Origin of the sequence: Streptomyces sp. NPDC093109, assembly GCF_040701725.1 — a bacterium.
Lineage (GTDB): Bacteria > Actinomycetota > Actinomycetes > Streptomycetales > Streptomycetaceae > Streptomyces.
In genome coordinates, this window is sequence record NZ_JBFBEZ010000004.1 from 136,715 (window position 1) to 158,286 (window position 21,572).

The following is a 21,572-nucleotide window of genomic DNA, read 5'->3' on the forward strand; positions in this document are numbered from 1 at the left end:
CAGGTACGTGTGGAGGTGTCAAGCACGGCCCTGGGCGCCCGTGCTGTCACGCACGCGGACATCGACGAACGCCCCCTCCGCCCTCGGCCCGGCCGCCGCCACCGCGAGGCTCGCGGACGCGGCGAGGGAGGGCAGGGCGAGGGCCGGTGCCGCCACGGCGAGGGCCGGGACCGAAGGCGTACCGTCCCACCGCAGGCGGGCCCGCGCGGGCGGCGGCCAGGTGGCGGGCAGCGGCACCGGGCGGAGCAGGCCGCCGCGGCCCAGCCCCGTACCGAGCGCTTTGCCTGTCGCCTCCTTGTGGGTCCAGAGCCAGAAGTAGGCCGCGGGCCGGTACGGCTCCGGCAGCGCGCGGAGCCATGCCGCCTCCGCGGGCGTGAACCACCGCCGCGCCAGGCGCAGAGCGGGAAGGGGGCGGACAGCTTCGACGTCCACACCGACGGCCCCCAGGCCGGTCACCGCCACGGACGCCAGACCGTGTCCATGGCTGATGCTGATGTGCGTACCAGGGCCGAGCCCGTGCAGCAGCGGGCGTCCCTCGCCGTCATGGCGCACCGACAGCGCTCGCGGCGCCACACCGAACTCCTCGGCGGTCCGGGCGAGCACCGCCTCTCTCGCCCGCACGTCACTCAGCCCCGCGGTAGCGGCAACGATGACTGTGACATGCCGGAGAGAGGGGGCGGTGTCGTTCATCCAACCGATACTGCCGCTCCCGCCTGATGGCGCGCTGACGCGCCGGCGCCGGTCCGGCCCACGCCCCAGGGCCGCGTCAGAGCCCGGGCGCCGGCCTCAGAAACGCACTCACCTGGCTGGGCACCAGCGCCCGACGGAAGCACGGCGGCCAGGGCTCTGTGCACCGCCTCGGCCGGCTCTCCGGATCCCGCCCGCCCGTCCGCCGCGGGGCGTACGAACAGCTCCAGCAGGTCCACAGGCCCGCGGACGACCTCGAAGCGAGGGCGTAAAAACCCCCGGGACGGGGTTCAGTCGACACTGCGGAGAAGGCTTTCGACCGCCGTGAGGCGATCCCTCATCACGGCGAGCTCGCCGTGCACCGACTCCTGTCGCGCGACCGCCTCCTCGGCGAGCTTGCGGTACGAGGCCATGGCCACGGCGTCCGCCCGGTGCCGCTGGAGTCCGAAGTACGCCACCACACTCGCCGTGACACCCCCGATAACGATCAGAACAATGGCGATCGCGATGACGGCCCCGATCATGTCTTCTTCCCCCTCGCCTCGTCCGCACCCCGAACGTCGGAGATCGGTTCGTCGGCCCCCACGGCCCCGAGGATGGTATCGATATTCAACCGCAGGTCGAACGCCGTGAGTTCGAAGTACTTCAGCGCCTTGCCGTCATCGGACAGTTCCAGGCTGCCCGTCACCAGGCCGGCCTTCTCAAGGCGATCGATGTGCATGTACAGCAGGGGCCTCGACATGCCGAGCCGACGGGCGAGCTCGCTGACGTACATCCGGCCGCCGGCGAGCTCGGCGAGAATCCTCAGCCGCTGCGCATGACCGACTGCGGCGAGCACGGAGAGTAGCTCCTCGCTGCTCATGGCCACCTCTGACATTCCGGAACGGTTCGAAGGAGACTCTCCCACGCCCCGAAGAACAATCAGAGAACCGGGGGCACCTCCACTGCCACGGCCGCGACGACGTACCCCCCGGCGACGGCCGCCCACCGGCCCTCGAACGACACGGGGCCATGATACCGGGGCCGACCTTGACCATGTATGCCGGGAACATCCCGGTTCGGGGGCCGGCATTCCGCCGATCCTCAAGGGCACAGTGCGACAGGGCGCCGACATGTCGGTCAAGTACAAGGAGACGGCGCGCGGCGGGCTCGCGGTGAACATCATCGAGTGCCACTCCCCGACACCGTCTCGTTCCCCGAATTCCCGGCGTGGCCACCGGCGAACGCGGAACCGATCAACGTCACCACCTTCTACGACGACCTCGCCACGACCGGCTACGAATACGGACCCACCTTCCAAGGCCTACAAGCCGCCTGGCGCGACCGGGACACCGTCTACGCCGAAATCACCCTCACCGAGGACCAGACCCAAGAAGCGGCCCGATTCACCCTGCACCCCGCACCCCTGGACGCCGCCCTGCACACCTGCGTCCTGAATGCGGGCGAGACCGGACAGGAAGTGCAGCTGCCGTTCTCGTGGAGCCAGGTTCAGTTCCACGCCACCGGCGCTGCCATGCTGCGCGTCGCGGTGACATCGGTATCGGACGGCTGAAAGGTACGCGTCGCTGACGACACCGGCCGGCCAGTAGCCACCATCAACGCCCTCACCACCCGGCCGGTGACCGCCGAAGCGCTCGGTTCCGGCGCCGGTGATCTGCTCGCCCTGACGTGGACCGAATTCCCCGTACCCGCGCGGACCGGTGTGACGGTCGGCCGGTTCGAAGACCTCGCGGAAAACAATGACGTCCCCGTACCCGACGTGGTCGTCCTCACCGCACTCACCGACGCCAACGACCCCACTGAGGCACACCCGCACGCTGACCACCCAGGTCTTGCAGACCGTCCAGCACTGGCTTACCGAGGAACGATTCAGCGACAGCACGTTGATCGTACGGGCCGGCACCGATCTGGCCGGAGCGGCGGTATCGGGCCTGATGCGCTCGGTCCAGTCCGAACAACCCGGCCGGTTCGTCCTGGTGGAAAGCGACGACGCCGACCTCACCACCGAGCAGTTGTCCGCGACCGCCGCGCTCGACGAACCCCGCCTGCGGATCAATGGCAGCCGTTACGAGGTCCCGCGACCGACCCGCACCACCACCCCGGCACCGCCCCGCCGTAAGAGACGGTCTGGGACCCCGACAGCACGGTCCTCATCACCGGCGGCTCGGGCGTCCTGGCCGGCATCCTCGGTCATAAGCCTGATGCACCATCAGAACGAGCGTCAAATGAGCTTCACGGCCCAATGCAGGGTCCGGCCCCGGAACTCTGGCGCGTCACGGCTCCCCGTAGGACGCAGCGCCTCCACCAGTACGGAGTCTCACACCGGTGGAGTCACGTCGGTCCACCCCGTGCGTACGAGAGTCCCGCCGTCACAGGGGCAGTGTGATCGAACATCGCTGACGATCTCCGTAGCGTCGAACGACACCGACGCAGCCGGCAACGGAGGCGGTGCCCATGAACGCACCCAGACTGCCGTTCGCCACTCCGGGAAGACGAGGACCACACCTCGGCGTCCTCCGTCCCACGGGCCGAAACCGCTGGTCAGGGGTGTCCGCCCGGCAGGCGGCACACTCCACGTCATGCGCCCGCGGAACCATGTCGACGCGAGCCGGCCGGAACCTGGGAAATGACAAAACCAGCAGGTCAGGCGCCCTTAGCGATGGGCTCAAGGATCGCCACGCACTCCACGTGGTGCGTCATCGGGAACAGGTCGAAGGCCCGCAGCGTGCGGGGCTTGTAGCCGCCCTCGCGGAAGTAGGCCAGGTCGCGGGCCAGGGCCGCCGGGTCGCAGGCGACGTAGGCGATGCGGCGGGCGCCCAGGGTGGTGAGGTGTTTGACGGTCTGTTTGCCGGCGCCCGCGCGCGGGGGGTCGAGGACGATCAGGTCGGTCTCGGTGATGCGGGTGCGCGGCAGGATCTGGTCGACCTTGCCCTGTTCGATACGGACCCGGGGCAGCGCCTGGAGGTTGTGGCGGGCGTCCTCGACGGCGCGCTTGCCCGACTCGATGCCGAGCACCGCGCCGGTCTCGCCGACCCGCTCCGCGATCGCGCCCGCGAACAGGCCGACTCCGCAGTACAGGTCGAGCGCGGTCTCGCCCTTCCGCGGCATCAGGCCCTGCATGACGGCCTCGACCAGCAGTTGCGGCGCCTGCGGGTGGACCTGCCAGAAGCCGCCCATGCCGACGCGGTACGTACGGCCGTCGGCGCGCTCGCGGACGAAGGCGCGGCCGTGGACCCGGTGCACTCCCCCGTCCTGCTCCGCCACGCGCAGGACGGAGACGGGCTTGTCCAGTTCGACCAGCGGCAGCCGGCCGCCCTCGCGCGGGGTGAGGATGACCTGCCGGTCGCCCGAGCCCGACGCCGCGATCGCCTCGACCGAGGCGATCTGCGGCCACTCGCGCCGCTCGATGCCCAGCTCGCTGACGCCCTCCGCGGCGATCATGCAGTGGTCGACCGGCTCGACCTCGTGCGAGCGGTGCCTGCGCAGCCCCGCGCGGCCGTTCTCGTCGACCGCGTACTGCACGCGCGAGCGCCACGCGGGAACCTCGCCCGGGGGCAGCTTGTCGCCGGGGGCGGGCATGACCGTACCGTCCCAGCCCGCCTCCTCCGGGGTGAGGCCCGCGAGCCGCTGGAGCTGTTCGGCGATGACCTCGCCCTTGAGGCGCCGCTGTGCGCCGGGCTTGGCGTGCTGCCAGTCGCAGCCGCCGCACCGGCCGGGGCCCGCGTACGGGCACGGCGCCTCGACGCGGTCCTTGGACGCGTCGATGACCTTCACCGCGTCGGCGCGGAGGTAGCGGGAGTCCGCCTCGCCCTCCGTCACCCGGGCGAGGACCTTCTCGCCGGGCAGCGCGTGCCGCACGAACAGCACCCGGCCGTCGTCGGTACGGGCGACGCAGTGGCCTCCGTGTGCCACGGGGCCCACCTCGACCTCGTACTCCTCCCCGATCAGCGAAGCCTGCGGTTCTGTCGACATGAGGGGGTTGCTCCAAAAATCAAGGGAAGGCGGGGCGAGAACGGTACGGATGCGCGGCGGGGCTCTGGCGGGTGGTGGCCCGCGACCCGCACCCGTGCCGCCGGACCGCAGCAGCCCACCAGTCTACGTGCGCGCCGGCGCCCCGCCCGCCACGCGTGTCCTCACTCCCCGCGGTCCGGATCCGGAGCCGGGTCCGGCTTCTTCGGCCGCGGCCCGCCGCCCGCGCCCCCGCCCGCGCCCCTGCCCGCGCCCGCCGGACGGCCGCCGTCCACCAGCCCCCGCCGTACCGCCCCCGGCGCCTGGTACACGGAGCGCCGCTTCGCGCGCTGCTTCGCCAGCTCGGACGACTCCAGCTGGTACGGCACCGAGGTGACCATCACGCCCGGCGTGAACAGCAGCCTGCCCTTCAGGCGCAGGGCGCTCTGGTTGTGCAGCAGATGCTCGTACCAGCGGCCGACCACGTACTCCGGGATGTAGACGCTGATCGCGTCGCGCGGATTCTCGCTGCGCAGCCCCCGTACGTACTCGATCACCGGCCGGGTGATCTCGCGGTACGGCGAGTCGAGGATCTTCAGCGGCACATTGATGCCGCGCCGCTCCCACTCCTCCTTGAGCGCCTTCGTCTCCGCCGCGTCCACATTGATGGAGAGCGCCTCCAGGGTGTCCGAGCGCATCAGTTTCGCGTAGCCGAGCGCGCGCAGCGTGGGCTTGTGGACCTTGGAGACGAGGACGATGGAGTGCACACGGGACGGTCTGACCATGTCGTCGGACGGACCCTCGGCCGCCGCGATCTCGGCGGCGACCCGGTCGTAGTGCCGGCGGATCGCGGTCATCGTCCCGTAGAAGATCACCATGCCGAGCAGCGCGACCCACGCGCCGTGGGTGAACTTGGTGGCGAGGACGACGATCAGCACCAGCCCGGTGAAGAAGGCGCCGAAGGTGTTGATCGCCCGGGAGCGCACCATGTGGCGGCGCTTGGCGGCGTTGCGCTCGGTCCGCAGATGGCGGTTCCAGTGCCGGACCATGCCGGTCTGGCTGAGCGTGAAGGAGACGAAGACGCCGACGATGTAGAGCTGGATCAGCCGCGTGGAGTCCGCCCCGTACACCCCGACCAGCAGCGCGGCGGCCCCGGCGAGCAGGACGATGCCGTTGGAGAAGGCCAGCCGGTCGCCGCGTGTGTGGAGCTGGCGCGGCAGATAGCGGTCCTGCGCGAGGATCGAGCCGAGCAGCGGGAAGCCGTTGTACGCGGTGTTCGCGGCCAGGAAGAGGACGAGCGCGGTGGCGGCGGCGAGGAGTACGAAGAAGAACGTCCCGCTGCCGAAGACGGCGGCGGCGACCTGTGAGATCACCGGGTTCTGGACATAGTCCGCGCCGACCGCCGCGCCGTTGTGGATGAGGTCCGTGCCCGGGTTCTCGGCCATCTTCACATCGGTGGCCATGGCCAGCCCGATGATGCCGCAGAACATGGTGACGGCGAGCGCGCCCATCAGCGCGAGCGTCGACGCCGCGTTCTTGCTCTTGGGCTTGCGGAACGCGGGCACACCGTTGCTGATCGCCTCGACCCCGGTCAGCGCGGCGCAGCCGGAGGAGAACGCCCGCAGCAGCAGGAAGACCAGCGCGAAGCCGGCCAGCCCCTGGTGCTCGGGCTTGATCTGGTAGTCGGCGGTCGGGGCCCGCATGGTGTCGCCGAGGACCAGCCCGCGGAAGGCGCCCCAGGCGATCATGATGAAGACGCCGCCGACGAAGACATAGGTGGGGATCGCGAAGAGCTTGCCCGATTCCCGTACGCCGCGCAGGTTCATCAGCGTGAGCAGCACGATGATGGCGATGGCGACGAGGACCTTGTGCTCCACGACGAACGGGATCGCCGAGCCGAGGTTCTCCACCCCGGAGGAGATCGACACGGCCACGGTCAGCACGTAGTCGACGAGCAGCGCGCTGGCGACGGTCAGACCGGCCTTCGGCCCGAGGTTGGTGGTCGCGACCTCGTAGTCGCCGCCGCCGCTCGGATAGGCGTGCACGTTCTGCCGGTACGACGCGACGACCGTGAACATCAGGACGACGACGGCCACCGCGATCCACGGGCTGAAGTGGTACGCCGACACACCCGCGATGGAGAGCACCAGCAGCACCTCGCCCGGTGCGTACGCCACCGAGGAGAGCGGGTCGGAGGCGAAGACGGGCAGTGCGATGCGTTTGGGAAGGAGGGTCTCCCCGAGCCTGTCGCTACGCAGCGCCCGCCCGATCAGGATGCGTTTGGGCACGTCGGTCAGTTTGGACACGGAAGGGATCGTATGCGTTCGAACGACCACGTGTGCGCCCACCACCCCATCCCGTGCCGATGGGGATGACGGCATCGCGAGCGGCGCGGCTTAAGCTCGTCCCGAGGGGCTGCCGTACGTGGCACCCCGTTGGGTACCCGGCAGGTCGAGAAAGAAGAGTGAACAGGGTGTTTTCGCAGGTCATCGAGGCGACCAGGACTGCGGGGTAGCGACGTGCACATCGTCATCATGGGCTGCGGCCGGGTCGGTGCCGCGCTCGCGCAGAACCTGGAGCAGCAGGGACACACCGTCGCCGTCATCGACCAGGACCCCACAGCGTTCCGCCGGCTCGGCTCGGGATTCGGCGGACGCCGGGTCAGCGGGGTCGGTTTCGACCAGGACACCCTGCGCGAGGCGGGGATCGAGGACGCCGGCGCGTTCGCCGCGGTGAGCAGCGGTGACAACTCCAACATCATCGCCGCCAGGGTCGCCCGCGAGATGTTCGGCATAGAGAACGTCGCGGCGCGGATCTACGACCCGAAGCGCGCCGAGGTCTATCAGCGCCTCGGCATCCCGACCGTGGCCACGGTCCGCTGGACCGCCGACCAGATGATGCGCCGGCTGCTGCCGTCCGGCGCCGAGCCGCTGTGGCGCGACCCCAGCGGCGGTGTGCAGCTCGCCGAGGTGCACACGTCGGAGAGCTGGATCGGCCACAAGATCAGCAGGCTCCAGGAGGAGACGGGCGTCCGTGTCGCGTTCCTCACCCGGCTGGGCGAGGCGATGCTGCCGACGTCCCAGACGGTCCTTCAGGAGGGCGATCTCGTCCACGTGATGATGCGTACGGACGACATCGGGAAGGTCGAGGCGGCCTTCGCCGAGGGCCCGGACGGAGGCGGGAACTGATGCGCGTCGCGATTGCCGGAGCCGGCGCGGTGGGCCGTTCCATCGCGGGTGAGCTGCTGGAGAACGGGCACGAGATCCTGCTGATCGACAAGGCGCCGAGCGCCATCTCGGTCGAGCGGGTGCCGCTGGCCGAGTGGCTGCTGGCCGACGCCTGCGAGATCACCTCGCTGGACGAGGCGGCGCTCCAGCGCTGCAACGTCGTGATCGCCGCGACGGGTGACGACAAGGTCAATCTGGTCGTCTCGCTGCTCGCCAAGACGGAGTACGGCGTGCCGCGCGTGGTCGCCCGGGTCAACAACCCCAAGAACGAGTGGCTGTTCAACGAGTCGTGGGGCGTCGATGTCGCGGTCTCCACGCCGCGTCTGATGTCGGCGCTGGTCGAGGAGGCGGTGAGCGTCGGTGATCTCGTACGGCTGCTGCGCTTCAGCCACGGCGACGCCAACCTGGTGGAGCTGACGCTGCCTCCGGAGTCGGCCGTGACGGGGACTCAGGTCGGCGATGTGTCCTGGCCGGAGGACACGTCCCTGGTCACCATCATCCGGGGTACGCGGGTGCTGACGCCGCATCCGGAGGAGACCCTGGAGGCGGGCGACGAGCTTCTCTTCGTGGCGGCGCAGGCGCGCGAGGAGCAGCTGGAGGACCTGCTGTCGGTCCGGCACGGCGAGACCGCCGGCTGACGCACGCGCAGCGGGTACGTACCCAACGGGACAGCCCGTCCGGCGGAGGCGTCACCTCACCGGACGGGCTGTCCCATTGCTCCGTTTCCTGTACGACGGCCTAACGCCGGTGCCGCGCACGCTCCCCGGTGCCGTTGCCGGTCCCCGCCGTCGCCGTGGCCGCCGCCAGGCGCTCCTTCTCGGCCTGCTCCTCGGCCTCCATCTCCGCGAAGACATCGATCGGAGCGGGCGCCTTCGCCAGGAAGACCCAGGTCAGATAGACCGCGAGCAGGAAGGGCGGGATCTTCAGCGCGATCAGCACCCAGCCGAGCTGCGCGGTGTCCGCCCACCAGTACAGCGGGAAGAGGATCGCGCACTTGGCGAGCAGGATCAGCCCCCAGGCCCAACTGGCCTTGGCGTACGCCTTCTTGCGGCCGGGGTTACGGGTGCGCCAGGAGAGGTTCTCCTTGAAGACCGGGCCGAGGATCAGCCCGATCAGCGGCACGCCCGCCAGCGTGGTGATGATGTACGCGAGCGCCAGCCCCAGCGTGTAGAGCATGCCCGGCAGATAGAAGTCCTTGGCGTTGCCGGTCATCATCGCGAAGACGACACCGAAGGCGACGCCGAAGACCCCGCTGAACGCGTGCTTGACGGTGTCGCGGCGGATCAGCCGCACCACGACCAGCAGCAGGGAGACGACCAGGGCGGCGATCGCCGAGGTGTGCAGGTCCTTGTTGATCGTGAAGATCGTGACGAAGAGCAGTCCGGGAAGGACCGTCTCCACCATGCCGCGCACACCGCCGAACGCCTCGAAGAGCGCCGCCTCGGTGACGGCTTTCGCGTCACTCTCCGGGGTGGGCGCCGTCGGGGGTCGGGGGGCGGTGGGATCTGTTGTGGCGGCGGGCTCGTCGGGTGACGTCACCGGCTACTCCTGTCCGAGCGGTCGGAGTTCGTATTTGGGATTGAACAGCACCCGCCGGCCGTGGCTCAGGGAGATCCGGCCGGAGGCGATCAGCTTGCGGCCCGGCTCTATGCCCACGATGGAGCGCCGGCCCAGCCACACCACGTCCAGCGGCGCGGTGCCGTCGAACAGCTCCGCCTCCAGCGCGGGCACGCCGGCCCGTGGACGCAGGGTGACCGTCCGCAACGTACCAGTCACCCGGACTATCTGGCGGTCGTCGCACTCGGCGATACGGGTGCAGCCCGACGCCTGGGCGTCCTCCCGCAGCTCCTCCGACTCCAGATCCTCCTGGGAGCTGGACAGCCGGTCGAGCATCCGGCGGAGGCGGCCGGTCGGCTTCTCAGCACTCATACCCAGAGCGTACCGGGGTACGGAGGTGCCGGGTCCGGCCCCGGTCGTGATCACCGTACGGATACGGCCGGATCAGCGCTCGAAGCGGTACCCCATCCCCGGTTCCGTGACGAAGTGGCGGGGGTGCGAGGGGTCCGTCTCCAGCTTGCGCCTGAGCTGCGCCATGTAGACCCGCAGATAGTTGGTCTCGGTGCCGTAGGAGGGCCCCCAGACCTCCTGGAGGAGCTGTTTCTGGCTGACCAGCCGGCCGCTGTTCCGTACGAGCACCTCCAGCAGGTGCCACTCGGTGGGCGTGAGGCGTACGTCCCGGCCGGCCCGGTGGACCTTCTTGGCGGCGAGGTCGACGGTGAACCCCTCGGTCTCGACGACGGCGGCGCTCTCGTCGCCGTCCCCGCCGACCGGTTCCGCCCGCCGGACCGCCGCGCGCAGCCTGGCCAGCAGCTCGTCCATGCCGAACGGCTTGGTGACGTAGTCGTCGGCGCCCGCGTCCAGCGCCTCGACCTTCTCGTCGGAGGTGTGCCGGGCGGAGAGCACCAGGATGGGGACGCGGGTCCAGCCGCGCAGGCCCTTGATGACCTCGACGCCGTCCATGTCCGGCAGCCCCAGGTCGAGGACGACGACATCGGGGTGGCGGGCCGCCGCCAGCTCCAGCGCGCTCGCCCCGTCGGAGGCCGCCTCCACCTCGTACTTGCGCGCTCGCAGGTTGATCACGAGGGCGCGTACGATCTGTGGCTCGTCGTCGACCACGAGCACCCGGGTCATAGGGTCCGCCTTTCCGCTGCGCTTTCTGCTGCCCCGGTCACGGACTGACCCGGGCGGGTGATTCGGATCCGGGGCCTGTCCCGGCCCCGGCCGGCGCGCGCCCCGAGGCGGCCCGGAGGTTGAGCACCATGGTCAGCCCGCCGCCGGGGGTGTCCTCGGCGGCGAGTGTGCCGCCCATCGCGTCCACGAAGCCGCGCGCGACCGCGAGCCCGAGTCCGACGCCCGCTCCGCGCGGCGCGTCGCCGTGGCGCTGGAAGGGCTCGAAGATCCGGTCCTTGGCCTCGTCGGGGACGCCGGGCCCGCGGTCCACGACCCGTACCTCCACGCGGGCGCCGAGCGCGCTCGCCGCGACGGTGACGGGCCGGCCCCCGGGGCTGTACTTGACGGCGTTCTCGACGATGTTGGCGACCGCGCGCTCCAGCAGCCCCGGATCGACCGCCACCATGGGCAGCGACTCGGGGATGTCCAGCTCCACGCTCTGCTCCGGTACGCCGCCGAGCGCCATCGGCACCACCTCGTCGAGGTCGATCTCGCGCATCAGCGGGGCGACGGTGCCGGTCTGGAGCCGGGACATGTCGAGCAGGTTGCCCACCAGATGGTCGAGGCGGTCGGCGCCGTGCTCGATGCCCTCCAGCAGCTCGGCCCGGTCCTCCTCGGACCATTCGACGTCGTCGGAGCGGAGCGAGGTGACCGCGGCCTTGATGCCGGCCAGCGGGGTCCGCAGATCGTGGCTGACGGCCGCGAGCAGGGCGGTACGGATGCGGTTGCCCTCGGCGAGCGCGCGGGCCTGCTCCGCCTCGCCGACCAGCCGCTGCCGGTCGAGCACCACGGCGGCCTGGGCGGCGAAGGCGGCGAGCACCCGGCGGTCCTCGGCGGGCAGCACCCGCCCGGAGAGCGCCAGCGCCATGTGGTCGCCGACCGGCATGTCCACGTCGGCGGCCTCGGGCCGGTCGACGGGCTGCGGCCCGACGCTGCCCGCGCAGGTCCACGGGTCGACGTCGCTCACCCGCTCCAGCAGCGCGACGGACTCCATGGCGAAGGTCTCCCGCACCCGCTCCAGCAGCGCGTCCAGCGCGGTCTCGCCGCGCAGCACGCTGCCCGCGAGGAACGAGAGGATCTCCGACTCGGCGCGCAGCCTGGCCGCCTGATGGGTACGGCGGGCCGCCAGATCCACCACGGACGCCACGGAGACGGCCACCGCGAAGAAGATGACGATGGCGACCAGGTTCCTGGGGTCCTGGACGGTCAGCGTGTGGGTCGGCGGGGTGAAGTAGAAGTTGAGCAGCAGCGACCCGACGGCGGCGGACGCCAGCGCCGGCCGCAACCCGCCGAGCAGGGCCGCGAGCACGGTCAGGAAGAGGAACAGCAGGACGTCGTTGGCGAGCCCCAGCGTGTTGTGCAGCTCCGCCAGCACCAGCGACAGCAGTACGGGCGCGACGACCCCCGCCAGCCACCCCGAGAGGATCCGGGAGCGGCCCAGCCTGGCCCCGCGCGCCACCGGCAGCCCGCGGCCCTTGGCGGCCTCCTCGTGCGTGACGATGTGGACGTCCAGGTCCGGCCCTGACTCGCGGGCGACGGTGACGCCGACCCCGGGGCCGAAGATGTACTGCCAGGTCTTGCGCCGGCTGGAACCCAGCACGATCTGGGTGGCGTTGACCCCGCGCGCGAACTCCAGCAGCGCGGCGGGGATGTCGTCGCCGATGACATGGTGGAAGGTGCCGCCCAGGTCCTCGACCAGCTTCCGCTGGACCGCGATCTCCTTGGGCGAGGCGGCGGTGAGGCCGTCGCTCCTGGCTATGTAGACGGCGAGGATCTCGCTGCCGGAGCCCTTGGCGGCCATTCTGGCGGCGCGGCGTATGAGCGTACGCCCCTCGGGGCCGCCGGTGAGGCCGACGACGATCCGCTCCCTGGCCTGCCAGGTGGTGCGGATGTTGTGCTCGCCGCGGTACTGCTGGAGGTACTCGTCCACCCGGTCGGCGACCCAGAGCAGCGCCAGCTCGCGGAGCGCGGTCAGGTTGCCGGGGCGGAAGTAGTGGGAGAGCGCGGCGTCGACCTTGTCGGGCTTGTAGACGTTGCCGTGCGCCATCCGGCGGCGCAGCGCCTGGGGCGACATGTCGACGAGCTCGATCTGGTCGGCGCGCCGGACCATCTCGTCGGGGACGGTCTCGCGCTGCCGTACGCCGGTTATCGACTCGACGACATCGCCGAGTGACTCCAGGTGCTGGATGTTGACGGTGGAGACCACCTCGATGCCGGCCTTGAGCAGCTCCTCCACGTCCTGCCAGCGCTTGGCGTTGCGGGAGCCCGGCACGTTCGTGTGCGCCAGCTCGTCGACCAGGGCGACGGCGGGGCGGCGCTCCAGTACGGCGTCGACGTCCATCTCGGTGAGGCGGGCCCCCCGGTGGTCGAGCTCGCGCCGGGGGATCTGCTCCAGGCCGTGCAGCATCGTCTCCGTACGGGGCCGGTCGTGGTGCTCGACGTAGCCGACGACACAGTCGGTGCCGCGCTCCAGGCGGCGGTGCGCCTCGGCGAGCATGGCGTACGTCTTGCCGACTCCCGGTGCCGCGCCCAGGTAGATCCGAAGCTTGCCGCGTCCCATGGCTCCATTGTCTTCCACAAGAGCCACCGCGCCCGACGCGTCGGCTTGTCCTGAAACTACAGCCGGGAACGGCGACAAATAGGATGCGGACGGACTTCCGGCCCGGTCTTGACGCGATTCTGATGGCGGGAGCGCCTGCCTATCGGCGCCCCAGCTCCCGCAGCGCCGAGTTGAGCGCGAGGACATTGACCCGCGGCTCGCCCACGAAGCCGAGCGCCCGTCCCTGAATGTGCCGCTCGACCAGCTTCCGCACCTCCCCTACGGGGAGGTGGTTGCGCTCGGCGACCCGGCGGGTCTGGAGCAGGGCGTACGCGGGCGAGATGTCCGGGTCGAGCCCCGAGCCCGACGAGGTGACGGCGTCGGGGGGTACGTCGGCGGGCCCGACCGGGTGGCCCGGGGTGGAGTTGTCCCTGACGACGGCCGCCCTGGCCGCCTTCACCGACGCGATCAGCTTCGCGTTGTCCCCGGCCAGGTTGGTCGCCCCGGAGACGAGCAGCCGGTACCGGGTGTTGAGGGTGTTGCCGGACAGGCCGTCGGAGGGGCGGGGCTGGAACCACTTCAGGTCGGGCGCGGGGGCCGTGCTCCGCCCGGGCTCCGTCGGCAGGTCGTAGCGCTGGCCGATGAGGGACGAGCCGATGACCCGGCCCGACTCCGTAACCTCGGAGCCGTTCGCCCGATGGGGGAAGAGTCCTTGGGCCAGGCCGGTGACCGCCAGCGGGTAGAGCACCCCGCACAGGACGGTGAGGGCGAGGAGGGCCCGCAGAGAGGCGCCGAGGATCCGGGCCGCGTTGCCCGCCGAGCTGTTCATGGAGGACACACCGTTCACCCGATGCCGGGGATGAGGGAAAGGAGCAGATCGATGAGTTTGATGCCGACGAAGGGGGCGATCAGGCCGCCGAGGCCGTACACGCCGAGGTTGCGCCGGAGCATCCGGTCGGCGCTCATCGGCCGGTAGCGCACCCCGCGCAGGGCGAGGGGGACGAGCGCCACGATGATCAGCGCGTTGAAGACGACCGCGGAGAGGATCGCGGACTCCGGCGAGGCGAGCCGCATGATGTTGAGCCGGTCGAGACCCGGGTACACCACGGCGAACATGGCGGGGATGATCGCGAAGTACTTCGCGATGTCGTTCGCGAGGGAGAAGGTCGTCAGCGCGCCGCGGGTGATGAGCAGTTGCTTGCCGATGCCGACGATCTCGATGAGCTTGGTGGGGTCGGAGTCCAGGTCGACCATGTTCCCGGCCTCCTTGGCCGCCGAGGTGCCGGTGTTCATGGCCACCCCGACGTCCGCCTGTGCCAGCGCCGGGGCGTCGTTCGTCCCGTCGCCGGTCATCGCGACCAGCTTGCCGCCCGCCTGTTCGCGCCGGATCAGGGCCATCTTGTCCTCGGGGGTGGCCTCGGCGAGGAAGTCGTCCACGCCGGCCTCCGCCGCGATCGCCTTGGCGGTCAGCGGGTTGTCGCCGGTGATCATGACGGTCCTGATGCCCATTCGGCGCAGTTCGTCGAACCGCTCCCGCATGCCGTCCTTGACGACGTCCTTGAGGTGGACGACGCCCAGCACCCGGGCGCCCCGGTCGTCCTCGACGGCCACCAGCAGGGGGGTACCACCCGCCTGCGCGATGGCGTCGGTGAGCCGGCCGGCGTCCGGGGAGATCTCGCCGTCGCGCTCCGCCACCCAGGAGACGACCGAGCCGGCCGCGCCCTTGCGGATCCGGCGGCGGGCCCCCTCCTCGGTGATGTCGACGCCGGACATCCTGGTCTGGGCGGTGAAGGCGACCCACTCGGCGCCGGCCGGCTCGCCCCGAGGGCGCTCGCGCACTCCGTACCGCTCCTTGGCGAGGACGACGACGGAGCGGCCCTCGGGGGTCTCGTCGGCCAGTGAGGAGAGCTGGGCCGCGTCGGCCAGTTCGGCCTCCGTGACGCCCGCGACCGGGACGAACTCGGCGGCCTGCCGGTTGCCGAGGGTGATCGTGCCGGTCTTGTCGAGCAGCAGCGTCGACACGTCGCCGGCGGCCTCGACGGCCCGTCCCGACAGGGCGAGCACGTTGCGCCGCACCAGCCGGTCCATCCCGGCGATGCCGATCGCGGAGAGCAGGGCGCCGATGGTGGTCGGTATCAGACAGACGAGCAGGGCGATCAGCACGATCACCTGCTGCGGGCCGCCGGCGTACCCGGCGAACGGCTGGAGGGTGACGACCACGAGCAGGAAGATGACGGTGAGGGACGCGAGCAGGATGTTCAGCGCGATCTCGTTGGGCGTCTTCTGCCGGGCGGCGCCCTCGACCAGGGCGATCATGCGGTCGATGAAGGTCTCGCCCGGCTTGGTGGTGATCCTGATGACGATCCGGTCGGAGAGGACCTTCGTACCGCCGGTGACGGCCGAGCGGTCGCCGCCCGACTCGCGGACGACCGGCGCCGATTCACCGGTGATCGCCGATTCGTCGACGGAGGCCACGCCTTCGGCCACATCGCCGTCGCCGGGGATGGTGTCGCCCGCCTCGCAGACGACCAGGTCGCCCACGCGCAGCTCCGTACCGGAGACCGCCTCCTCGGTCCCGCCGGTGATCCGGCGCGCGACGGTGCCGGTCCTGGTCCGGCGCAGCGTGTCGGCCTGCGCCTTGCCGCGGCCCTCGGCGACCGCCTCGGCGAGGTTGGCGAAGACGGTGGTGAGCCAGAGCCATCCGGCGACGGCCCAGCCGAACGCTTCGCCCGGGTCGAGTGCCGCGTAGAGCGTGCTCAGTACGGATCCGACGAGGACCACGAACATCACGGGCGTCTTGATCATCACCCGGGGGTCGAGCTTCCGCAGGGCCGCCGGGAGGGCGGCGATCAGCTGTCCGGGAGCGAAGAGCCCCCCGTGTCGTGTGTGTCGTGCGGTCGTCATGACGCCAGCCCCTCGGCCAGTGGTCCCAGCGCCAGCGCCGGGAAGTAGGTGAGCCCGGAGACGATCACGACGGTCGCGATCAGCACTCCGGCGAAGAGCGGCTGGTGGGTCCGGAGTGTCCCCGCGCTCTCCGGTACGGGCCGCCCGCCGGCCAGCGATCCGGCCAGGGCGAGAACGAACACCATGGGGACGAAGCGGCCCAGCAGCATGACCAGTCCGAGGGTGGTGTTGAACCACGGGGTGTTCGCGTTCAGTCCCGCGAAGGCGGAGCCGTTGTTGTTGGCGGCCGAGGAGTACGCGTAGAGGATCTCGGTGAAGCCGTGCGGCCCCGGGTTGGCGACGGAGTGGCCCGGTGTGGGCAGCGCCAGGGCCGCGGCGGTGAAGCAGAGCACCAGCGCCGGGGTGACGAGGAGGTAGCAGGCGGCCAGCTTGATCTCGCGGGTGCCGACCTTCTTGCCCAGGTACTCGGGTGTACGTCCGACCATCAGACCGGCGAGGAACACCGCGATGACCGCCATGATCAGCATGCCGTAGAGCCCGGAGCCGACCCCGCCGGGCGCGATCTCGCCGAGCTGGATGCCCAGCAGCGCGATCCCGCCGCCCAGGCCGGTGTACGAGGAGAGCGCGGAGTTGACCGCGCCGGTCGAGGTCAGGGTGGAGGCGGCGTCGAAGAGGGACGAGCCGGCGATCCCGAAGCGGGTCTCCTTGCCCTCCATGGCGCCGCCCGCGAGGCCGAACGCCGGGCCGCCGTGCTGGAACTCCGCCCACATCATCAGCGCCGTGAAGCCGAGCCAGATGGCCGCCATCGCGGCGAGGAGCGCGTACCCCTGCCGGACGCTGCCCACCATCCTGCCGAAGGTGCGGGTCAGCGCGGTCGGGATGACGAGAATGAGGAAGACCTCGAAGAGGTTCGAGAGCGGGCCGGGGTTCTCGAAGGGGTGGGCGGAGTTGGCGTTGTAGAAGCCGCCGCCGTTGGTGCCCAGCTCCTTGATGGCCTCCTGCGAGGCGACGGCGCCACCGCTCCACTGCTGCGAGCCGCCCGCGAACTGGCCGACCTCGTGGACGCCGGCGAAGTTCTGGATGACGCCGCAGGCCACGAGGGCGAGCGCGCCGACGACGGAGAGCGGCAGCAGGATACGGACCGTGCCGCGCACCAGGTCCGCCCAGAAGTTGCCCAGCTCACCGGTGCGGGACCGGGCGAAGCCCCGTACGAGGGCCACGGCGACGGCCATGCCGACGGCGGCGGAGAGGAAGTTCTGGACCGCGAGCCCGCCGGTCTGCAGGACGGGCCCCATGGCCTGTTCGCCCGCGTACGACTGCCAGTTGGTGTTGGTGACGAAGGAGGCGGCCGTGTTGAACGCCTGGCCCGGCGGGATCGAGGCGAAGCCGAGCGAGCCGGGCAGGACGCCCTGGACCCGCTGGAGGAGGTACAGGAAGAGGACGCCGACCAGCGAGAAGCCGAGCACCGCGCGGAGGTGTGCCGGCCAGCGCATCTCGGTCTCGGGGCGGGCGCCGATGGCCCGGTAGATCCACTTCTCCGCCCGGAGGTGCCGGGGCGAGGCGTAGACACCGGCCATGTGGTCGCCGAGCGGGCGGTACGCCAGGCCCAGCGCGACGATCAGCGCGAGCAGCTGGAGCACGCCCGAGAGGACGGGACCCATGCCTCAGAACCTCTCGGGAAAGAGGAGCGCGAGGACGAGATATCCCAGCAGGGCGACGGCCACGACGAGGCCGACGGTGTTCTCGGCGGTCACAGCTTGGTCACCCCCTTGGCGATGAGGGCCACCAGCGCGAAGACCGCGAGTGTGGTGACGACGAAGGCCGCGTCGGCCATCGGGTGCTCCTGGAATGAGTGCGGAAAACCTGCCTCGGCAAGAAAAGCCCCCGAAAAGGGGGATTCCTGGTTCCTTGACGGGTCTCATACACATCGGGGCATCCGCTTGACGCGTTCTCTACGCCGCCGCCTCCCGACCACCGCCGGCACCGGCGTGACCTGCGGAAAAGCCGGTGGGCGGCACCCCCTTCGCAGGGATGCCGCCCACCGGCTTGAACGTACGGCGGTTCAGCGGACCTCGGTGATCTCCGGGCCGCGCTGGAGCTGGCCCATGCCGCCGGAGAAGCGGGAACTCTCCTGCTCCTCCTGCTGGACGCCCTCGGCGACCATCTGCGCGTCGTCCGGCAGCTTGAGGACGATCGGGTCACGGGGCGCCATCGGGCCCTCCCCGCGCACGACCACGGTGTCCCGGAAGATCTGCTCCAGCAGACCGGCGGCCTCGGGCTGCACCGCGCCCTGCCCGGAGATCACCCCGCGCAGGAACCAGCGCGGTCCGTCGACCCCGATGAAGCGCACCAGCTGTACGCCGCCGGTGCCGTCGGGCAGCTGTACGGGGACCTGCGCGCGCAGCTCCCAGCCGAGCGGGCCCTCGACCTCGTCGATGATGCCGCCCTGCTGGGTGATGCCGGTGGCGATCTCCTCGCGGACCTCGCCCCAGATGCCCTCGCGCTTGGGCGCGGCGAAGGCCTGGAGCTGTACGGCGCTGTCGCGCACGACGACCGTCGCGGCGACGATCGCGTCACCGGCGACCTCCACGCGCAGCTCCATGCCGTCGACTCCGGGGACGAAGATGCCCCCGAGGTCGACACGGCCCTCGTCGGGCTTGGAGACCTCGGAGATGTCCCAGGGACCGTCGGGGCGCGGCGCCGGCGGAAGGTTCGCCCGGCGGGGCGCGTCCCCCGGCTCACCGGCGTCGCCCTCGGCGGCCGCGTCGGCGACCTGCTCGGTCTCGCCCGTTGCGTCCGCCGCGTCCTCGGCGGAACCACTCTTCTTGCGACGTCCGAACACGTCACTGTCCTTCCCGGTCGGTTACGACCGAAGCGTATCGATTCCCACCCTGTACCCCGCCCACGGCGGCATGGCCGCCGGTGGACCCGAAGCCCCCCCGGTCCCGCGCGGAGCCGGGAAGCTCCGCCACCTCGTGGAAGCGGACCTTCTCGACCTGCTGGACGACCAGTTGGGCAATCCGGTCGTACCGCTCGAACCGCACGCTCTCGCGGGGGTCCAGATTGACCACGATCACTTTGATCTCTCCACGGTACCCGGCATCCACCGTCCCGGGGGCATTCACGAGGGCGACTCCGCAGCGGGCGGCGAGCCCGGAGCGCGGGTGCACGAAAGCCGCGTAGCCGTCGGGCAGTGCGATCGAGATCCCGGTGGGCAGTACGGCGCGCTCGCCGGGGGCCAGCTCGGCGGCCTCCGTGGTGACCAGATCCGCTCCGGCGTCGCCGGGGTGCCCGTACGACGGGAGGGGGGCCTCCGGGTCGATCCGGCGGATCAGCACGTCGAGGGGGCTCCGGCGGGGTGCGTCGGTCAGGGGTGTGTCGGTCATGGGTTCACCTCGAACGCGCGGGCGCGCTTGGCCTGGTCAGGGTCGGCCATCGCCGCCCGGATCTCCTCGGGACGGCCGTTGTCGATGAAGTGATCGACCTTGACCTCGATGAAAAGGGCGTCGGCGCGGACGGCCACGGGCCCGTCGGGACCGCCGAGCCGCCCGGTGGCGGTGCAGTAGATCTTGCGCCGGTGCACGGCGGTGACCTCGGCCTCCAGATACAGCAGCGTGCCGACGGGTACGGGCCGGAGGAACTCGGTCTGGAGCCGTCCGGTCACGGCGATCACCCGCAGCAGCCAGTGCAGGGAGCCGAGCGTCTCGTCGAGCGCGGTGGCCAGCACGCCGCCGTGCGCGAGCCCGGGGGCGCCCTGGTGGGCGGGCTTGACGGTGAACTCGGCGGTGATGGTCACCCCCGCACCGGCGCGCGCCGACAGCTGGAGTCCGTGCGGCTGGGCCCCGCCGCAGCCGAAGCAGTGTTCGTAGTGCGTGCCGAGCGGCTCACCGGGAGCGGGCGCCTCGGGATGGCGTACGGGAGGCACGGCGCCGGGCGGCGGCGTCAGGGGCCCCGGCCCGGGGGCGGGAGGCTGTGGGTCGGGCCCGGTGGCGCTCTCCGGGGATGGCACGTTGCTCACAGGCGCAGACCTTACCCGCGCGGTCGCCCGCCAACCGCACCGTGCCAAGCTTGGCGCCATGGAGCCTTCCGTCGCACGCTACGACGAACGTCTGACCGCGCCCCGCAGCTGGTGGGGCATCGCCGCCCTGATCTCCCTCGCGGGGGGTCTGATGCTGCTGCCGCTGGGGCCGCTGCCGCTGCTCGCCGGGCTGATCGGGGCGGGTGCCCTGGCCGCGGCCGGGGTCAGCTCGTACGGCTCGGCACGGATCCGGGTGGTGGCGGACTCGCTGGTCGCGGGCGACGCCAGGATCCCGGTGTCGGCGCTCGGCGAGGCCGAGGTGCTTGACCGTGAGGAGGCGATCGCCTGGCGGCTGCACAAGGCCGATCCGCGCGCTTTCATGCTGCTGCGCAGCTATGTGCCGACGGCGCTGCGTGTGGTGGTCACGGACCCGGACGACCCGACCCCGTATCTCTATCTCTCGACGCGTGACCCGCGGACGCTGCTGGCGGCGCTGAACGCCGTACGGATCAGCTCGTCCGGCACAGGCTCAGGCACCGGAACCTCCGCCTGAGGCGTCGGGAGGGGCCGCCGGTCCCGCGGGCCGGTCAGCCGCCGCCCAGTTCCTTGGGCAGCCCCGGAGGAAGCTCTCCGGTCCGCTCCAGCGGCGGCAGGGCCGGCAGGGCGTCCCAGGGGACCTGGCGCTTGCGCAGGTCCTTGCGGACGTGCTCGGCGACCTTCTTGGTGTCCCGCCGGTTCATCATCGCGCCGACGGCCGCGCCGATCATGAACGGGACCAGGTTCGGCAGGGTGCGGACCATGCGCTTGGTGATCTGGTGGCGCAGCTCGCGCTTCATGGGGCCGCTGAGCGCGCCGTTGAAACTCGACGGTTTGGTGATGTCGACGCCTCGCTCGTGCGTCCAGGACATCAGATAGCCGAGGCTGCGCTCCCGGAGCGGGCCGGGGGGCCGCAGTCCGTAGACCTCGTGCAGCTCGGCGATGAGCTTCAGCTCGATGGCGGCGACGGCGGTGATCTCGGCCGCCAGTTCGGCCGGCATCGCGGGCGGTACGGGCATCATGGCGGCCGCGCCGATGCCCGCGCCGACGGTGGAGCTGCTGTTCGCGGCGCCCGCCACCAGCTTGTCGGCCAGCTCCTCGGGGCCGAGTCCCGGAAACTGCGTGCGCAGGGTGGCCAGATCACGGACCGGGAGCCGCGGCGCGAGGTCGATGATCCGGTCGGCGATATGCCCGAGGGCCGCTTTGGCGCCCTCGCCCCCCTTGCGCACGCCCCGTCGCACGCTGTCCAGGCGCCGGCCCCCGGTCACGGGGCCGTCGTGGTCGTCCTGGCCGGCTTCGAGCGAGGCCGGAAGGCCTCGCTCGTCCTCGTCCGAGCCGTGCTGGGGCAGCAGGGCGGCTGAGTCCTCGGCGGGGGGCTGTACGCCTTCCGCCCGGCCCGTGCCGCCCTGATACGCCTCCGGTGACGTCTTGCGCCGGAAGCGCCGTTTCCGGGACGGTGTGTCGCCTGCCACGGCCGGCCCGA

General features: G+C 71.2%; 21 protein-coding genes. 4 read left to right on the forward strand and 17 right to left on the reverse strand.

The window, feature by feature from the left end; all coding sequences use genetic code 11:
• Positions 1–18: 18 nt before the first annotated feature.
• The 3 genes from AB0389_RS06465 to AB0389_RS06475 all read right to left on the reverse strand — a co-directional run bounded on the left by AB0389_RS06465 (position 19) and on the right by AB0389_RS06475 (position 1,549).
• Entirely contained in the window at positions 19–690 is a 672-nt protein-coding gene (locus AB0389_RS06465) for a 4'-phosphopantetheinyl transferase superfamily protein (protein WP_366394191.1), read from the reverse strand.
• A gap of 287 nt (positions 691–977) precedes the next feature.
• Entirely contained in the window at positions 978–1,211 is a 234-nt protein-coding gene (locus tag AB0389_RS06470; protein ID WP_366394192.1) for a hypothetical protein, read from the reverse strand.
• On the reverse strand, positions 1,208–1,549 hold the full coding sequence (locus tag AB0389_RS06475; RefSeq protein WP_366394193.1) for a winged helix-turn-helix domain-containing protein: 342 nt from the start codon (positions 1,547–1,549) through the stop codon (positions 1,208–1,210). Before AB0389_RS06475 ends, AB0389_RS06470 begins: the two co-directional genes overlap by 4 nt.
• A gap of 306 nt (positions 1,550–1,855) precedes the next feature.
• Here AB0389_RS06475 and AB0389_RS06480 point away from each other — a divergent pair, with 306 nt between their 5' ends.
• Positions 1,856–2,239 carry a polyketide synthase dehydratase domain-containing protein gene (locus AB0389_RS06480; protein WP_366394194.1) on the forward strand — a complete coding sequence of 128 codons (384 nt, stop codon included), beginning with the start codon at positions 1,856–1,858 and terminating at the stop codon, positions 2,237–2,239.
• A 1,091-nt stretch (positions 2,240–3,330) separates the two neighbouring features.
• On the opposite strand, the gene AB0389_RS06485 is transcribed toward AB0389_RS06480, so the two are convergent.
• Both AB0389_RS06485 and AB0389_RS06490 read right to left on the reverse strand, forming a co-directional pair.
• Entirely contained in the window at positions 3,331–4,659 is a 1,329-nt protein-coding gene (locus tag AB0389_RS06485) for a class I SAM-dependent RNA methyltransferase (RefSeq protein ID WP_366394195.1), read from the reverse strand.
• A 161-nt stretch (positions 4,660–4,820) separates the two neighbouring features.
• Entirely contained in the window at positions 4,821–6,941 is a 2,121-nt protein-coding gene (locus AB0389_RS06490) for an APC family permease (RefSeq protein WP_366394196.1), read from the reverse strand.
• A 213-nt stretch (positions 6,942–7,154) separates the two neighbouring features.
• Between AB0389_RS06490 and AB0389_RS06495 the strand changes: the two genes are divergently transcribed.
• Together AB0389_RS06495 and AB0389_RS06500 are read left to right on the forward strand one after the other, a co-directional pair.
• Positions 7,155–7,823: a TrkA family potassium uptake protein gene (locus AB0389_RS06495; RefSeq protein WP_114662794.1), complete on the forward strand. Its 669-nt coding sequence runs from the start codon at positions 7,155–7,157 to the stop codon at positions 7,821–7,823.
• Positions 7,823–8,500: a TrkA family potassium uptake protein gene (locus tag AB0389_RS06500; protein ID WP_366394197.1), complete on the forward strand. Its 678-nt coding sequence runs from the start codon at positions 7,823–7,825 to the stop codon at positions 8,498–8,500. The genes AB0389_RS06495 and AB0389_RS06500 overlap by 1 nt, the downstream gene beginning before the upstream one ends.
• A 100-nt stretch (positions 8,501–8,600) precedes the next feature.
• On the opposite strand, the gene AB0389_RS06505 is transcribed toward AB0389_RS06500, so the two are convergent.
• From AB0389_RS06505 to AB0389_RS06555, 11 genes are all read right to left on the reverse strand, one after another.
• Positions 8,601–9,401 carry a DUF3159 domain-containing protein gene (locus AB0389_RS06505; protein ID WP_366394198.1) on the reverse strand — a complete coding sequence of 267 codons (801 nt, stop codon included), beginning with the start codon at positions 9,399–9,401 and terminating at the stop codon, positions 8,601–8,603.
• A 3-nt stretch (positions 9,402–9,404) separates the two neighbouring features.
• Positions 9,405–9,755 carry an OB-fold nucleic acid binding domain-containing protein gene (locus tag AB0389_RS06510; protein WP_366394291.1) on the reverse strand — a complete coding sequence of 117 codons (351 nt, stop codon included), beginning with the start codon at positions 9,753–9,755 and terminating at the stop codon, positions 9,405–9,407.
• Between the two features lie 108 nt (positions 9,756–9,863).
• Positions 9,864–10,553 (reverse strand): response regulator, encoded by a 690-nt coding sequence (locus AB0389_RS06515; protein WP_366394199.1) that lies wholly within the window; start codon positions 10,551–10,553, stop codon positions 9,864–9,866.
• A gap of 37 nt (positions 10,554–10,590) precedes the next feature.
• Positions 10,591–13,152, reverse strand: a complete 2,562-nt coding sequence (locus AB0389_RS06520) for a sensor histidine kinase KdpD (RefSeq protein WP_366394200.1) — start codon at positions 13,150–13,152, stop codon at positions 10,591–10,593.
• A gap of 139 nt (positions 13,153–13,291) precedes the next feature.
• Complete coding sequence (locus AB0389_RS06525; protein ID WP_366394201.1) at positions 13,292–13,960, reverse strand: potassium-transporting ATPase subunit C; 669 nt, start codon at positions 13,958–13,960, stop codon at positions 13,292–13,294.
• Between the two features lie 14 nt (positions 13,961–13,974).
• Positions 13,975–16,035: a potassium-transporting ATPase subunit KdpB gene (gene kdpB / locus AB0389_RS06530; RefSeq protein ID WP_366394202.1), complete on the reverse strand. Its 2,061-nt coding sequence runs from the start codon at positions 16,033–16,035 to the stop codon at positions 13,975–13,977.
• Complete coding sequence (gene kdpA / locus AB0389_RS06535) at positions 16,032–17,696, reverse strand: potassium-transporting ATPase subunit KdpA (protein ID WP_366394203.1); 1,665 nt, start codon at positions 17,694–17,696, stop codon at positions 16,032–16,034. The genes kdpB and kdpA overlap by 4 nt, the downstream gene beginning before the upstream one ends.
• A 3-nt stretch (positions 17,697–17,699) precedes the next feature.
• A complete protein-coding gene (kdpF, locus tag AB0389_RS06540) occupies positions 17,700–17,789 on the reverse strand; it encodes a K(+)-transporting ATPase subunit F (protein ID WP_123759404.1) in 90 nt (29 codons plus the stop codon).
• Between the two features lie 308 nt (positions 17,790–18,097).
• On the reverse strand, positions 18,098–18,877 hold the full coding sequence (locus tag AB0389_RS06545) for a DUF3710 domain-containing protein (RefSeq protein WP_366394204.1): 780 nt from the start codon (positions 18,875–18,877) through the stop codon (positions 18,098–18,100).
• A 1-nt stretch (position 18,878) separates the two neighbouring features.
• Positions 18,879–19,421, reverse strand: a complete 543-nt coding sequence (gene dut / locus AB0389_RS06550; RefSeq protein WP_366394205.1) for a dUTP diphosphatase — start codon at positions 19,419–19,421, stop codon at positions 18,879–18,881.
• Positions 19,418–19,981 (reverse strand): PaaI family thioesterase, encoded by a 564-nt coding sequence (locus AB0389_RS06555; protein ID WP_366394292.1) that lies wholly within the window; start codon positions 19,979–19,981, stop codon positions 19,418–19,420. Before AB0389_RS06555 ends, dut begins: the two co-directional genes overlap by 4 nt.
• A gap of 130 nt (positions 19,982–20,111) precedes the next feature.
• Between AB0389_RS06555 and AB0389_RS06560 the strand changes: the two genes are divergently transcribed.
• Positions 20,112–20,606, forward strand: a complete 495-nt coding sequence (locus tag AB0389_RS06560) for a DUF3093 domain-containing protein (protein WP_366394206.1) — start codon at positions 20,112–20,114, stop codon at positions 20,604–20,606.
• Between the two features lie 34 nt (positions 20,607–20,640).
• Here the strand turns inward: AB0389_RS06560 and AB0389_RS06565 are convergent, their stop codons facing one another.
• Positions 20,641–21,561 (reverse strand): hypothetical protein, encoded by a 921-nt coding sequence (locus tag AB0389_RS06565; RefSeq protein WP_366394207.1) that lies wholly within the window; start codon positions 21,559–21,561, stop codon positions 20,641–20,643.
• Positions 21,562–21,572 lie beyond the last annotated feature (11 nt).

What these genes read in the sequence shown, in the direction of transcription:
- AB0389_RS06465 (WP_366394191.1), bottom strand. Translation starts at nt 690, where the DNA reads ATGAACGACACCGCCCCCTCTCTCCGGCATGTCACAGTCATCGTTGCC.
- AB0389_RS06470 (WP_366394192.1), bottom strand. Translation starts at nt 1,211, where the DNA reads ATGATCGGGGCCGTCATCGCGATCGCCATTGTTCTGATCGTTATCGGG.
- AB0389_RS06475 (WP_366394193.1), bottom strand. Translation starts at nt 1,549, where the DNA reads ATGAGCAGCGAGGAGCTACTCTCCGTGCTCGCCGCAGTCGGTCATGCG.
- AB0389_RS06485 (WP_366394195.1), bottom strand. Translation starts at nt 4,659, where the DNA reads ATGTCGACAGAACCGCAGGCTTCGCTGATCGGGGAGGAGTACGAGGTC.
- AB0389_RS06500 (WP_366394197.1), top strand. Translation starts at nt 7,823, where the DNA reads ATGCGCGTCGCGATTGCCGGAGCCGGCGCGGTGGGCCGTTCCATCGCG.
- AB0389_RS06510 (WP_366394291.1), bottom strand. Translation starts at nt 9,755, where the DNA reads ATGCTCGACCGGCTGTCCAGCTCCCAGGAGGATCTGGAGTCGGAGGAG.
- AB0389_RS06515 (WP_366394199.1), bottom strand. Translation starts at nt 10,553, where the DNA reads ATGACCCGGGTGCTCGTGGTCGACGACGAGCCACAGATCGTACGCGCC.
- AB0389_RS06520 (WP_366394200.1), bottom strand. Translation starts at nt 13,152, where the DNA reads ATGGGACGCGGCAAGCTTCGGATCTACCTGGGCGCGGCACCGGGAGTC.
- AB0389_RS06525 (WP_366394201.1), bottom strand. Translation starts at nt 13,960, where the DNA reads ATGAACAGCTCGGCGGGCAACGCGGCCCGGATCCTCGGCGCCTCTCTG.
- kdpB (WP_366394202.1), bottom strand. Translation starts at nt 16,035, where the DNA reads ATGACGACCGCACGACACACACGACACGGGGGGCTCTTCGCTCCCGGA.
- kdpA (WP_366394203.1), bottom strand. Translation starts at nt 17,696, where the DNA reads ATGGGTCCCGTCCTCTCGGGCGTGCTCCAGCTGCTCGCGCTGATCGTC.
- dut (WP_366394205.1), bottom strand. Translation starts at nt 19,421, where the DNA reads ATGACCGACACACCCCTGACCGACGCACCCCGCCGGAGCCCCCTCGAC.
- AB0389_RS06560 (WP_366394206.1), top strand. Translation starts at nt 20,112, where the DNA reads ATGGAGCCTTCCGTCGCACGCTACGACGAACGTCTGACCGCGCCCCGC.